10 protein-coding genes are annotated in these 13991 nt (G+C 57.1%); 8 read left to right on the top strand and 2 right to left on the bottom strand.

Features of this window, described 5'->3' with window-relative positions; genetic code table 11:
* The first annotated feature begins 476 nt into the window (after positions 1-476).
* The 5 genes from PL263_RS13340 to PL263_RS13320 all read left to right on the top strand — a co-directional run bounded on the left by PL263_RS13340 (position 477) and on the right by PL263_RS13320 (position 8233).
* The gene (locus PL263_RS13340) at positions 477-2591 is read left to right on the top strand and encodes an acyltransferase family protein (RefSeq protein ID WP_278209816.1); all 2115 of its coding nucleotides are present in this window, start codon (positions 477-479) and stop codon (positions 2589-2591) included.
* A 322-nt stretch (positions 2592-2913) separates the two neighbouring features.
* Positions 2914-4371, top strand: coding sequence for a hypothetical protein (locus tag PL263_RS13335; protein ID WP_278209815.1), 1458 nt, complete (start codon positions 2914-2916; stop codon positions 4369-4371).
* The gene (locus tag PL263_RS13330; protein ID WP_278209814.1) at positions 4368-6338 is read left to right on the top strand and encodes a DUF3857 domain-containing protein; all 1971 of its coding nucleotides are present in this window, start codon (positions 4368-4370) and stop codon (positions 6336-6338) included. The genes PL263_RS13335 and PL263_RS13330 overlap by 4 nt, the downstream gene beginning before the upstream one ends.
* A gap of 99 nt (positions 6339-6437) precedes the next feature.
* Positions 6438-7574 carry an efflux RND transporter periplasmic adaptor subunit gene (locus PL263_RS13325; RefSeq protein WP_278209813.1) on the top strand — a complete coding sequence of 379 codons (1137 nt, stop codon included), beginning with the start codon at positions 6438-6440 and terminating at the stop codon, positions 7572-7574.
* Positions 7571-8233, top strand: coding sequence for an ABC transporter ATP-binding protein (locus PL263_RS13320; protein ID WP_278209812.1), 663 nt, complete (start codon positions 7571-7573; stop codon positions 8231-8233). The genes PL263_RS13325 and PL263_RS13320 overlap by 4 nt, the downstream gene beginning before the upstream one ends.
* Before the next feature lie 7 nt (positions 8234-8240).
* Here the strand turns inward: PL263_RS13320 and PL263_RS13315 are convergent, their stop codons facing one another.
* The gene (locus PL263_RS13315; RefSeq protein ID WP_278209811.1) at positions 8241-9128 is read right to left on the bottom strand and encodes a DMT family transporter; all 888 of its coding nucleotides are present in this window, start codon (positions 9126-9128) and stop codon (positions 8241-8243) included.
* Positions 9129-9158: 30 nt separating this feature from the next.
* The gene (locus PL263_RS13310; RefSeq protein ID WP_278209810.1) at positions 9159-10136 is read right to left on the bottom strand and encodes an AraC family transcriptional regulator; all 978 of its coding nucleotides are present in this window, start codon (positions 10134-10136) and stop codon (positions 9159-9161) included.
* Between the two features lie 363 nt (positions 10137-10499).
* Between PL263_RS13310 and PL263_RS13305 the strand changes: the two genes are divergently transcribed.
* The 3 genes from PL263_RS13305 to PL263_RS13295 all read left to right on the top strand — a co-directional run bounded on the left by PL263_RS13305 (position 10500) and on the right by PL263_RS13295 (position 13988).
* Positions 10500-11705: an ABC transporter permease gene (locus PL263_RS13305; RefSeq protein WP_278209809.1), complete on the top strand. Its 1206-nt coding sequence runs from the start codon at positions 10500-10502 to the stop codon at positions 11703-11705.
* A 3-nt stretch (positions 11706-11708) separates the two neighbouring features.
* Positions 11709-12908 (top strand): ABC transporter permease, encoded by a 1200-nt coding sequence (locus tag PL263_RS13300; protein ID WP_278209808.1) that lies wholly within the window; start codon positions 11709-11711, stop codon positions 12906-12908.
* 246 nt (positions 12909-13154) lie between these two features.
* Complete coding sequence (locus tag PL263_RS13295) at positions 13155-13988, top strand: VPLPA-CTERM sorting domain-containing protein (protein ID WP_278209807.1); 834 nt, start codon at positions 13155-13157, stop codon at positions 13986-13988.
* The last annotated feature ends 3 nt before the right edge of the window (positions 13989-13991 follow it).

The raw sequence follows: 13991 nt of genomic DNA, 5'->3' as shown, positions 1-13991 counted from the left end.
TGGCCTATCCGGCTTTCCGGCCGGCCGAAACGAAAAAAATCTTGTCGGTCACGGATTTCGCCGGCTTGCGTTACCGTTTGATTTGCTTGATAAATAGCGAATCGAAATCTGTTTGGCTTGTTTCGGAACGTGATTCAGCGCAATTAATCACGCAAATTTCACAGAGTTTATCCGGAAAACGGTGCTATGATCGCGCAACCTGATTGGGAATGCCGCCTTTTCGCCGTTCTGGCGATGCCGTTGCCCAACCGGGTACTGTAGCAATCCGATAACCGTTCTCCAAGGGAGTGGTTTGGCGGCAAAGAGGTTTGAGGCAGCGGTTTAGCCTACTCTTCAAAACTTGGCCGCCGGATAGAGGGGCTGACCGGAAACTTACAGTTGGAATGACCAACAATTTCCAGGAACCATGCCGCCCACAGCCGCCTCGCTAGCAGGCTAAGGACGAATCCGAGCCTGGCTTAGCGAGACGAGATTTCATGACATCTGCCAATCCCCACCTGCTACACATCAAGTACCGCCCCGATATCGACGGCTTGCGCGCCGTTGCCGTGCTTTCGGTCGTGGTGTTCCACGCCTTTCCCAACGGTTTGAAAGGCGGGTTTATCGGCGTCGACATTTTCTTCGTCATTTCCGGCTATTTGATTTCCAGCATCATTTTTCAGAATCTGGAGAAAGGTACCTTCAGTTTCGGCGAATTCTACGCCCGTCGGGTCAAGCGCATCTTTCCGTCGCTGATTCTGGTGTTGGCCGCCAGTTATGCGTTCGGCTGGTTTGCGCTGTTTGCTGACGAATACAAAGAGTTGGGCAAGCATATCGCCGCCGGAGCCGGCTTTGTCTCCAACTTTGTGTTGTGGGGCGAAGACGGTTATTTCGATTATTCGGCGGAAGCCAAACCGTTGCTGCATTTGTGGAGCTTGGGGATAGAGGAGCAGTTTTATATCGTTTGGCCCTTCCTGATTTGGCTGGCTTGGCGGCGGAATTTCAATATTTTGACCGTCACTGTACTGGTCGCGCTGGCGTCCTTTTATCTGAATATGCGGGGAATACGCTTCGACAGCGTAGCCACTTTCTATTCGCCGCAAACCCGTTTTTGGGAGTTGTTGTGCGGCAGTATGTTGGCCTGGCTCGCGCTGTACCGGAAAGGCGCTTATGCCCCTTTCCGGGCCAAACTCGATGGCTGGTTGGCGAGCGTGGTGTATCGCGAGACGCACGAAGCGGACGGCAAGACCCTGGCCAACGTTCTCTCGTTTATCGGTTTGTTTTTGCTGATTTACGGATTTTCCATCATCAACCGCAACTTTTACTTTCCCGGCAAATGGGCGGTGATTCCGATGCTGGGTGCGGTTTTGATCATCTCGGCCGGGCCGCAAGCCTGGTTTAACCGGATTGTTTTGTCCAACCGTCTGGCGGTTTGGGTCGGCGTGATCAGTTTTCCGCTTTATTTGTGGCATTGGCCTTTGCTGTCGTTTGCGCGAGTTTTGGAAACGGAAGTACCCAGTGTCAATATCCGTTTGGTCGCGGTGGCGCTGTCCGTGCTGTTGGCATGGTTGACATACCGCTTGGTCGAGCAGCCGATTCGTTTCGGCAAGGGTAATAAATCCAAAACGGTCGTTCTAATAGCGATGATGTTGATCATCGGCAATATCGGTTACTTCTCTTACTTGAAAGACGGTTTCGAGTTTCGCCAAGCCGACGCCCCCAGTAAGACCACGTTATTTGCAGACGTCAAAGGCACGGTGTTGTTTAACACGCCGGATGATTGGGTCGACGACATCTGCAAAGCGGAATTGGGCGCCAGTTACGAGTATCTGATTTGTCGTTTTACGACTTCGACCCCAAAAACCTTGGTCGTCGGCGACAGCCACGCGGCGCAATTCGTTTACGACTCGATATCGAAGGGGGCCAACGATTTGGCGTTGGTGGCGGTAAACGGCTGTTTGCCCTTTGCCGATTTAGTTGCTATCAATCCGTACGAAGAGTTCTCGGATAAGGCCTCGCGCTGCAGAGTCGTGATGCCGATTGTGATGAAAGTGCTCAGAGATTTTCCGTCGATCCAGCAAGTGGTGTTTGCCACCAGAGGGGCAATGTATGTCGATGGCTCCGGTTACGGCGATATCGAGAAGAAAAATACCTACCGCATCATCAAAGACCCGAACGACTTGCTGCCGGAAAATTACAACCGTTTTATTTCCGGTTATGTGGCGTCGATTAACGAGATTCTGAAATTCGGCAAACAGGTAATTTTCGTCGAGGACGTTCCGGAAATAGGCGTCGAAGCCAGAAGTTGCGTTGAAGACCGGCCGATAAAAATTACCGACAAAGAGCGGCCGGATTGCAACGTACCACGTAAATCTTTCGACCAGAGAAACACTAACTACCGGCATGCGGTCGGCTCGATTAATGCCGCGACCGAAAACAGGATCAAGATTTTCCCGGCCTACGAATATTTGTGCGACGAATCGTCGTGCGGAGCGGGCTTGGAAGACGGCGTGTCTTACTTTTACGATGACGATCATCTTTCCCTGCGCGGCAGTCATTATATTTTCGGTAAGTTCTCCGAGTGGTTGACTAAGGCGTCGCAAAAGAAATAATGCCAATTTCGCTCCGAATTACGACTAAATCTAAATAAGGCTTGACCGGGCGGGCCGCGCGTTGGTCTTCCCGGTTGCCGATATCCGCAAAATTTCATTGTTTCCCAGTTACCTGCCGGCTTGGCGCGAAGACGCACTCGCCAATCGCTAAGGCAGAGTCTGATCGGGCCGATAGATATCGGCGTCCCGCCCGTCACGCGGTTTGGTTTGTCAAATAGCGCGTTTCGTTTTAGAGTTGGCGCTCAGTTGCTCTGCAGGCCATTTGTCTTGCTGGGTTTGATTTGCCAACGGTCGAACAGACACTATTGATTTCGGAACCGACATGGACGAACACTTTCGCGGCAAGCACCAATACGGTTTATATGCGCAAAGCTTACTCTACCTGGCGTTGACGGCTTGGGCCTCTATAGGAGTCAGCCTGTCGCCCGGCGGCGGGGATCTTCTGCAATACATCACTCCGGCCGGATTTGGCCTTATCGCTTGGTATTGCGGATATGCCGGGGTAAAACACTATCGGGGCGGATTCTGGTTTTTGGGCGGTAACCTGTTTTTGGCTGTGGCGGTGTTCATGTGCTGGGTGGCGTACGATGGCTACCGCAAGGCCGACGCCAACGTCATGTTCGGGAGCTGCGCAGTCATTGGGCTTGCAGTGCTGGTGGCTTTGCCGTTGTTTTGGCAGGGCCATCAACGTCATCGCCGTTGGTGGCGGGCCGCCCACGGTTTTCCCGAATTCGAAGCCGTCGCCGAAGCAAATCCGGCACCGGTGCTGCCCCCAGACAATACTCTGCCGTTACTCTACCCTCCGCAACCCAACTGGCGCATTTTATTATTGATGGTGTTTAGCGCGATGCTATATGCGCCGTTTTTGATGTACCGCATTGCCAGCGACATGTGCGCTTTGGGCGGCTCCCGCCTCAATCCGCGCCGCTGTGCTTGGCAGATGCTGGTTCCTCTTTACAACTTCAATGTGTTTTACCAAATGGCCGCGCAAGTTAAACGCTTGGCGCAAAAGCGCGGAATGGTTTTCAAGTTTTCGCCGGCCGTTCTGGCATTGATGTTAGTTGCGGCGACACTCGGCAATTTCGCCATGCCGCAGTTTTTATTCTTACTCGGTTGCATCCTGGCGGCATTGCCGTGGTTGATCTTGAATGCTTGGATGAACCGCTTGCGCGTCGCGCAGCCGGCGAAATGGCGCGCTCCGCTCGATCGATACACCTGGCGGCAGCGTAGTTTGCTTTTGGCCGGTATTCCGCTTATCGCGCTGGGTCTGCTGGGCAGCAAAGCCGAGTTCGCTTATTTCAAGGCGCCGGCCTTGGCCGCCGAGCAGCTGGTGTCCGGACCGGCCGCAGACTATGTCTTGACGATACCGGATCGGCAGTGGCGCGTGGTCGAACGAGGGACTTTGTATCCCGACACCGATCTCGAATTGGTCAATCGAGTGACCGGCGAATGGGTTGTGGTGCGCATCAGCCCCAGCCAGCAGCAAACCCTGGACGGCTTCGTCGACCAGCGCCAGGCGTTGGTGGCGGCCACTTGGAACGATTACGAGGTGCAGGAGACGCGGCGCTTTGCGGATGACGGCCAAAGTTTTCCGATGTCGTTGGCCCGATACAGCTACAAGGGGCCGGTGCCGTCGCGGGATTCGCCATTGCTGGTAGCGACGGTGCTGACCCCCGAAAAAGTGTTCGAAGTGGTCGGCCACGGCGGGCAACAGCCGAATGCGAGTGCGATGCAATTGGTCGAGAGTTTTCGGTTGGCCGTGGGTGGGAAGAAGTCATGAAAATAGTATGGATGCTGATTGGATGCCTGTTGCACAGCGCAGGCTACGCGGCGGACACGGGCCGCGATTTGATATTGGCCGGCTACGCGCCGAATTTAGTGCGCTGGGCGCCGGCAGGCCAGCGTTTGGAGTATGCCAGTCTGGCGCCGCAGCCGGAGCGGATCGAAGCATTAAAACAGCTCGGTTACGGCAGTGTGGCCGTCGATGAAACTCACCGGCTTTATCTCAGCCGCGACCGTCGGGTAGAGGAAACCGTCAGCGTCGCCCAATTGTATCTGACGGCAAAAGGTATAGAGAGCGACGGCAACAACGGTTTCTGGCTGGATGCCAATCACCAACGGGCCGAAATCGAAGCAGCCTACGTGGTGCAACCGGATGGTGCGATTACCGAAATCGACCCGAGCACGCTGCAAGTCAATAACCAGAATGTCTACAATATTTTCACCGATACCGTATATGTGACGGTGCCGTTTGCCCAGCTCAGGCCGGGCAGCATTGCGGTACTGCGCTACAAGATCGTATCGGATCGCAACAAGTTGGCGATGGCTTGGGCGCGCAACTTGTTTCCGGCCAATTTTTATCCGTTGGAACGTTTCCGCGCTGAAGTCCGCTGGGACGGCCCGGCGCAGAAGCCGGCCTGGCAAACCGATTACCCCAAACTGACTTGTCGCGAAGGGCCGCAGGAAATGGTCTGTACCAGTACGGAAGCGGCCGCGCCGGTTCCGGTCGACAACCAGATGCCGTCGGCTTTCGACGTCTTGCCGGTTTTAGTGTTGGCTGAGCCCGCCAGTTGGGCGGCGGTTGCCGCGAGTATGGACAAGCTTGCCGCACCGGCGTTGAGCCAGGGCGCCAAAATCGAAGAGTTGGCGATGCAGCTCCGCGGCGACGCCAGCGATGTAAGGCAAATCGTGAGCCGATTGAGTGGATTCGTCTCGCGCGAAATCCGTTACGTCGGCTTGGAGCGCGGCAACGGCAGTGTCATTCCCAGGCCGACTTCAGCGACGCTGGAGCGCCGCTTCGGCGATTGCAAGGATAAGACCATGCTGTTCGTTGACTTGGCGCGTCATGCCGGGCTGGATGCCTATCCGGTGTTGGCCTCTACCGGGCGCATGTCGCTAACCAAACTGCTGTTGCCGAGCGGCGTGTATTTCAACCACATGTTGGCCTGCGTGAAATCGGTGCAGGCCGGCGAGATTTGCGTGGACCTGACCGATCCCGATACCGGCGGCGGTCATCTGCCCTACGCCTTGCAGGGGAGCGTCGCGTTGGCAGTCGGCCGCGACGCGGTCGCTCCGCATAAACTCGGCAGCGAACCGTTTACCTGGGTGGAGCAAACCAAGGCCGATAACCGGTTGATCGGTGACGGCAGTGTGCAGGAAAGCCTGGCCCGGACCTACGACACGCACTGGGCTGCGGAATTACGGCGTTCGTTGTCGGCGAAACCGCGGGAAGAGCGCGAGCGCTGGCTGCATGAAGATTACCGGTCGGTGATGGGCGACAAGGCCAAGCCCGAGTTCAGTGCGCAAGGATTGGAGGCGGTCGATTCCGGCGTCACGCTGGCGTCGAGCGCCGAATATCGGAATGTATTCGATCCAGCCTTGCTCAAAATCTACCGTGACGTTGAACCCTGGTTGAATTCGTTGGTGAAAGACGTCAAGTCCCGAAATAAGTATTATCCGTACGCCTTTAACGGCATTCATTACCGGAGCGAAATCCGTTACCAGTTGCCGGCCGGGAGAAGCGTCGGCAATGTCGGGCCGAAAGCCGATTATCTGTCGCCCTGGGGCGCGCTGCATCGCTATTACCGCCAGGAGGGCAATAGCGTAACCGCGTATACCGATCTGCAAATGCCGAGGGCGGACGTGCCGGTCGAGAAATTGGCCGAATTCAACCGCTTTCTGGAATTGGCCGGTCAGGAAACCCGAATCTCGTTCACGCTGCGGGCAGCGGATTCGGCGCCGCGCTAGGCTCGGTTCCGCGAATTCGTCGGCTGTTGTCGGCGCCTTTTGAAAATCCCGCCGCGACAAGGTAGGCTAGCTGCCAAAGCCGATTGGATCACGCCGAGTATGACTAAAAGAAACCTGATAATTCTCGCCGCCCTGTTGTCGGCCGGTATCGCGTTTATCTACGCCCGCCGCCCGCCGCTACTGGAAGTCGAGACCTATACGCTGGCGGAAGGCGAAGTCAGGGCTAGCGTCTCGAATACCCGGGTCGGCACCGTCAAAGCCTGTCGTCGCGCCTATTTGGCGCCTGCCACCGGTGGTCAAGTCGCCGCATTGCATGTCAAGGAGGGCGCCAAGGTTGGCCAGGGTCAGGTTTTGCTGGAAGTCTGGAATCGGGATTTGAAAGCCCAGGTCGCATTGCAAAAGGCGCAAATCGCGGCCAGCCGGGCCAGTGCCGAACAGACTTGTCAGTTAGCCGGAGGTGCCGAGCGCGAGGCGGCGCGGATGACTAAGTTGCGACAGCGCAATAACGTCGTGTCGGAAGAGCAGGTCGATAAGTCGCAGACCGGCGGCAAATCGCAGCGCGCGGCATGCGGGGCTGCGTTGCGGAATATCGAAGTCGCCGAAGCGCAATTGGGCGTTGCCGAAGCCGCGGTGCAACGTACCTTGGTCAAGGCGCCTTTCGACGGCACGGTTGCGGAAGTCAATGCCGAGTTGGGCGAATTCGTGACACCTTCGCCGCCCGGCATTCCGACGCTGCCGCCGATCGATTTGCTCGATGTCAGTTGCCTGACCGTATCGGCGCCGATCGACGAAGTCGACGTGGCCCGGATCAAAACCGGTATGCCGGCTTGCGTTTCGCTCGATGCGTTTCCGGATAAACGTTGCTCCGGCATCGTCACGCGAGTTGCACCGTACGTGTTGGAAAAAGAAAAGCAGGCGCGGACCGTGGAAGTGGAAGTGACCTTGCGCGACCCGAAAGACTTGGCCGAATTGTTGCCCGGCTACAGTGCCGATATCGAAGTGTTGCTGGCCGGTAAGGAAAAGGCGCTCCGGTTGCCGGCCGAAGCCATTCTGGAAGGCAATCGCGTGTTGCTGGTCGGTGCCGACAACGTATTGCGCGAACAGCGCTTCGAGCCAGGGTTGATCAATTGGAATTACACTGAGGTGCTGAGCGGACTGCGGGCCGGCGACCGGGTGGTATTGTCGGTGGGCAAGGAAGACGTAACGGCAGGCGTGACGGTGCGGGCCAAACCATGATCCGGCTCAGCGGCATCGAACGCCGGTTCCAGGTCGGCGAGCAGACCGTGCATGCGCTGAATGGTATCGATCTGGCTGTTAAGGCCGGCGAATACATTTCGGTGATGGGGCCGTCCGGTTCCGGTAAATCGACGCTGCTGAACATCATCGCCTTGCTGGACCAACCCTCTGCCGGCCGATATTGGCTTAACGGCCGCGACGTCACCTGCCAGAGCGACACCGAGTTGGCTCACACTCGGCGCGATAATATCGGTTTCGTATTCCAGTTCTTTCATTTGATTCCGCGCCTGACTGCGGCCGAGAACATCGAAATGCCGCTGATTCTGGCCGGAATAGACCCCAAGCGCCGCCGCGAGCAGGTGCAGCAGGCGCTCGCCGAGGTTAACCTGAGCGATCGAGCCGAGCATCGTCCCAATCAGTTGTCCGGCGGTCAATTGCAGCGTATTGCGATCGCCCGGGCCATGATCATGCGGCCGCCGATTTTGTTGGCGGACGAGCCGACCGGCAATCTGGATAGCAAGGCCGGCCAGGACATCATCAATTTGTTGGAAGAGTTGAATCGGCAGGGAGTGACGCTGATGGTGATTACCCACGATCAGCAAATCGGCGGGCGTGCCGGACGCCGGTTGAAAATTGTCGACGGCCGCTTGGCCGATTAGCCCGGAATCAACGCAGAAAAGGCAGCAATACGCCGAATACGGCGATTAGCGCTGCGCCGAGCAAAGCGCTTTGGGCCGGAATTTGGCCGAACAGGGTCACGGCCCAGGCCAGACTCAAAACCGGTGCCAAATAACCGACCGAACTGACCAGGGCGGCGGGCGCCCGCTGATAGGCGCGGGTCATGAAATGTTGGGCGCCGCTGCCGAATACGCCGACCAATCCCAATAAGCCCCAAGACTGGTAGTCCCGCGGCAGCTCGGCGCCGAACGTCGCAAAGTAGACTGCGTGCAGCGGCAGTGCGACCAGGCAAAAATAGAAAATCACCGTCTGCGGCGCGTTGCTGCGACCGGCCCTGGCCACCATCAGAAACGCCAGGGCAGAGAGGAGGCCGGATAACAAGGCCATGGATTGGCCGAGTAGATTGTGGCTGTCGTGCATATCGAACAGCAAAGACACTCCGGTAAATGCGCCGATAATCGCCAGCCAGACTCGTAAGGAGTTGCGCTGGCCGAGCACCAGCGGCCCGAGCAATGCGACAAATACACCGCTACTGGCGGTTAAAAATGCGCTTTCGCCGGGGCCGATGCGCACGATTGCGGCGAACGACAACATTAATGCCGCAGCGCCGAATAAGCCGCGTAACCACAGCGAGGGCCGGCCGTCGCCGAGTAGCGCCCTGGTTCGACCCCGGATCAAAGCCGGAAGCAGCAGGATCAGCAAATTGGCCAGAATCCGGAAAAAGCTGATCACGCCGGCCGGCAGCGTGGCGTCGAAGACGCGGATGGCATAAACGCTGGCGTTCATCAGAGAAAACAACAGGCAAGCCAATACCATGTCCAACAAGCCCCGGCGAATTCCGGACTTGCTGTTCGGCGACGGTAAAGGATTCTTCACGCCGTCGCGTCCGGCTTAAACGGGACGGGCTCAACCGGATGCGGCGGTCTGGCGTTTGGCAATATGGCGGGGCGAGATTCCAAAATATTTGCTGAAGGCGGCGCTGAAGTTACTGGCGTGATTATATCCGACCAACTCCGCGGCCACATCGATTTGGCAGGTGCCGGCTTCCAAGATGCGGTAGGCGCTATGCATCCTAGTGTTCAGAACTATTCCGTAAGGTGTGTTCTCGAAATAATGGTGGAATAGTTTCTTTAATTTAAATGGATTGGTACCGACGCGTTTGGCTAATTGCGCGACCGAAGGCGGCGAGCGAAATTCCTGAATTAAAATTGTGCGGGCCGCATAAGCCATGGCCCGGTCTTTTTCGGTAAAGCCCGACCGATGATGAATGCTGTTTTGCCAGAGAGGATTTAATTCGGAGGCTAATATCGACATCGCTTGACCGTGCATGAACATGCGTTTTAACGGGGCCGAAACGTTGCAGGAAACTAATTGTTCGGCTGCGATTAGCGCCGTGCTGGAAATAGGCTTCTGGCTTAATAAATTAATACTGCCGTTTTTAAATAAAGCTGCTGAAGCGTTTTCTCCGAGATATTGGTCCAGCCAGGTTTTGCTCAGCGAAAAACGCAATTGCCACATTTCGCATTCGGCCTGGTATTGGCGTTCCCCGTCACTGGCATTAAAAGCGGTAATCGAGGTATAGCCCTCGTTGAAAACGATCGCGGTGCCGTCGCGCTCGACGAAACGCGAGCAGCCCCGCATGCCTAGTGTTACCACCAGACGCGGCTCCTGCCGCTCGATCCGGGTCGAGACGGCCAAGTCCCGGTTTGGCCGGTAGCGGGTTTCGATAAAGCTCAAATCCGTGTCGAGTGGGAACACTACCGAATGGCCACTACCGAGTGCGTCAGGTAAAGATTGTCGTAATTGGTCCGACAACTGTTGCGCCGGTAAATCTTGTTGATCGATTTTATATTGTCCGGTAGTTTTTATGGCAGCTTCCAGCATAATATCGGCCCTTATTAAACTGTGTTATTTGGCGTGGTTTTCGGTAATTTTATTGCGAATTGTGACAGCAAATTTTTATACCATAAAAAATTACTCGGCTTGCCGGTTTATCTGTCGCCGATCAAATTATTTTTGCAGGGAGATTTAATAATCTCCAGCAGGGTTTTTTCGAACAGATGTTGAAGGTTGCAACCAAAGGTTGGCTGCGATTGCGGATCAGACCAGTCTGCCATTCCGGCCCCAGCGGGCGTCTTTGCCAGGCCAAGTCGTCAGCCGTTCTCCGCGGCAATCTGCTGGCGTTTTGCGACATGCGGCAAATCCGGCTTGAGGTACACTGTCGCCAACACCGTATCGGCAAAAGCCATGCTGCAACGAGATTTACTGATTCAGGCTGTCAAAGCCATCCGCACCCAACCGATGCGCGCCGTACTGATTATTCTGGCGATGAGTATCGGCGTAGCGTCGGTCAACGTACTGACCGCGTTGGGTGACAGCGCCCGGCGTTATGTGGTGCATGAGTTCGAATCGTTGGGTACGCATCTGGTGATCGTACTGCCCGGCCGCAACGAGACCACCGGCGGCCACCCGCCGCTGTTCGGCGAAACGCCGCGCGATTTGACGCTGGACGACGCCGCGGCCTTGTTCCGCAGCCGGCAAGTTGCCGCGATCGCGCCGGTCAGCATCGGTGCGGCGCCGGTGTCGGTGGCGGGATTGGAACGGGAATCCAATATCATGGGTTCGACCCATTCTTTGTTGCGGGTAAGGCATTTGACGATGGCCCAAGGCGTATTTTTGCCGGAGGCCGAAGCGGATAAGGAAATGCCGGTTTGCGTGATCGGCAAAAAAATCGCCGACGAGTTATTTGCCCGGCGTAAGGCCGTGGGGGAATGGCTGCGCATCAACGACCGTCGCTTCCGGGTCGTCGGCGTGTTGGCCAAGGAAGGCCAGTCGATAGGCACCGGATTCGACGAATTGGTGATTGTGCCGGTGGCATCGGCGCAGGCCTTATTCGACAGTCATTCACTGTTTCGGATATTGATCGAAGCGCACACCGAAGCGGCAATGCATAAAGCGGTCGACGAGGTGCGAGCGATCATCAAATTGCGCCACGAAGGAGAAGACGACGTGACCATCATCACCCAGGACAGCGTGGTCAATACCTTCGACAAAATCCTGACGGCGTTGACCTTGACCGTGGCCGGGATTGCCGCAGTCAGCTTGGCGGTGGCCGGCGTGTTGGTCATGAACGTGATGCTGGTCAGCGTCAGTCAGCGCACCGCCGAAATCGGCTTGCTGAAGGCCTTGGGCGCGACCCGCGGTCAACTATTGCGCTGGTTCCTGTGCGAGGCCGCATTACTGTCGTTGGCTGGGGCGTTGTGCGGCGTTTTGCTGGGAAGGGTCGGCCTCGCGGCACTGCAATGGTGGTTTCCGAACTTTCCGGTGGCCTTGCCGGCGTGGGCCATGTTGGCGGCACTGGCGGTAGCGCTGGTAACGGGGCTGGTGTTCGGCGTTATGCCGGCCCGCAAAGCGGCGGCCCTGGAGCCGGTTGCGGCATTGAGTAGGCGCTGAGCGATGGCCTGGCAGGATTTGTTCAAACTCGCGCTCGGCAGCATCAGCAGCCACAGGCAGCGCTCGTTGTTGACGGCATTGGGGCTGATCATCGGTATTGCCGCGGTGGTGATCTTGACCTCGATCGGCCGCGGCGTCCACGGCTTCGTCTTAGGCGAGTTCACCCAGTTCGGCACCCATTTATTGGCGGTTTATCCCGGCAAGACCACCACCTTCGGTTTATCCGGCGCCACCATCAGTACGGTGAGACCCCTGACGGCGGCCGATGCCGAAAGTTTGAGCGAGGTCGAATCCGTGTTGGCGGCGATGCCGCTGGTACAGGGCAATGCCAGGATCGAAGCCGGCGATAAACAACGGCGCAGCAATGTGTTCGGCGTCGGTGCGGCATTGCCGCAGGTGTGGCGAATTGGCGTCGATATCGGCCGTTTTTTACCCGATGAAGGTGCCGACAACGCCAGACCGTTCGCCGTTCTCGGCAGCAAGGTGCGGCAGGAGTTGTTCGGCGGCACCAGCCCGTTGGGGCAGCGCATCCGTATCGGCAGCGATCGATTTCGGGTGATTGGCGTGATGCGCAGCAAGGGCCAGATGCTCGGCTTCGATCTGGACGATACGGTGTTCATTCCGAGCGCCAGAGCGATGGAGATGTTCGATCGCCAGGGGCTGATGGAAATCGACGTGCTGTATCGCGCGGACGCCAGCGTCGAGCGAGTCGAGCAGGCTGTCAGGCAACGGATGTTGGCTCGGCACGGTGCGGAGGATTTTACGATCGTGACCCAGAACCAGATGCTGGAAAAAATGGATTCGGTGTTGAGCGTGCTGACTCTGGCGGTGGCGGCCTTGGGCGGAATCTCGTTGTTGGTCGGCTCGGTCGGGATCTTGACGATCATGACCATTGCCGTTTCGGAGCGAGTATCGGAGATCGGCTTGTTGCGGGCGATAGGTGCCGAACGCGCTGCAGTGTTCCGCTTGTTCCTTTCGGAAGCGGTGCTGCTGAGTCTGGCCGGCGGTGCGGGCGGCGTGGCCTTGGGCATAGGTGCCGTCAAACTCGTGGCCTTGCTGGTGCCGGCTTTGCCGGTGCAACTGGCCTGGAACTACATCGCGCTGGCGTTTGTAGTGTCGTTGGCGATCGGCGCCGCAGCCGGAGTGGCGCCGGCGATAAAAGCGGCGCGATTGAATCCGTTGGATGCCTTGCGCGCCGAATGAGGCCAAGGCCGCTAAATTCTGTTGTTACAGTTGATCCCGAAATTCCCGCACTCTGCCATCGAATTATGGCGGCTTAGCACGCAGGCTAGTATTTCTCCATTGGCGCCATGACAATTGCGCGCGGTCTAAGTGCTCCGGTTTTTAAGGTCTTTTCAAGCTTGGATCGCCGTTATGGCAACTGAGTCTACGAGAAAATCGTGGCTCGCTTGCTTTCAAAATACTTACATGGAACAGGATTAGTCATTTATGAGAACCATAACAAAAACTTCTTTGGCAATTTTCGGCGGTTTGGCAATGGCGATGAATGCCGGTGCGGCCTGGAGTTCGCCGACCCACGCTACCGCATTGATCGACTGGAGTTCGCTTACGATCAAGGCCGTGGGTTTGGGCGACGTCGCGCCGACTTACACGCTGAGCGGACTGGGCGGTAATTCCAATTCCAACACCAGCGATTGGCTGCGTTGGAGCAGCGATACCTCCACTTCGGGGAATGTGTTCGGTGCCGGTGTAGGCGGCAGTAGCCAAGGTAGCGGCTCGGCTTCGGCGCAACGCAGCGCCAATTTCACGATATCCGGCAGCGGTTTTCTGATGCTGTCGGCGAATTATTCGCTCAGCGCCGAGATCAACGGCAACAATTGCTACGATTACTACTGTTACGGTACGAACGCGGCCAGTGCCAGCGTCAGTTTCGATCTGACCAACGTGTCCGGCTCCCAAAACCACCAGTCCCGCGCCGCGCAGTCGCTAAACTTGGGCAATTATTGGCAACCGGGTTTGACTTCCGACAGCAAACAGGGTGTGTTATCGGTCGGAGTGATCGTCAATAACGGCGATGTATTGAATTTCTCCGCCGCGGTTGCCGCCTCGGCTTCGGATACCATCAGCGGGCAGACCGAATTGCCGGGGGCTGGTAGTGTGTTATTGAGCAGTGGTTCCGGCTCGGCAACGACTACGTTGGTCACGTTCCCCGTGAATTTTCAATTGACTGCGGTACCTTTGCCGGCTAGCGTCTGGTTGATGGGAACCGCTCTGGCCGGGCTGCTGGGACTTGGCCGGAAACGGCCGGCCTTGCTAGCGTAACCT

It is taken from the genome of Methylomonas sp. EFPC3 (assembly GCF_029643245.1).
Classification (GTDB): Bacteria; Pseudomonadota; Gammaproteobacteria; order Methylococcales; family Methylomonadaceae; genus Methylomonas; species Methylomonas koyamae_B.
The sequence above is the reverse complement of the archived record's forward strand: the minus strand, read 5'-3'. Positions and strand labels throughout refer to the sequence as shown.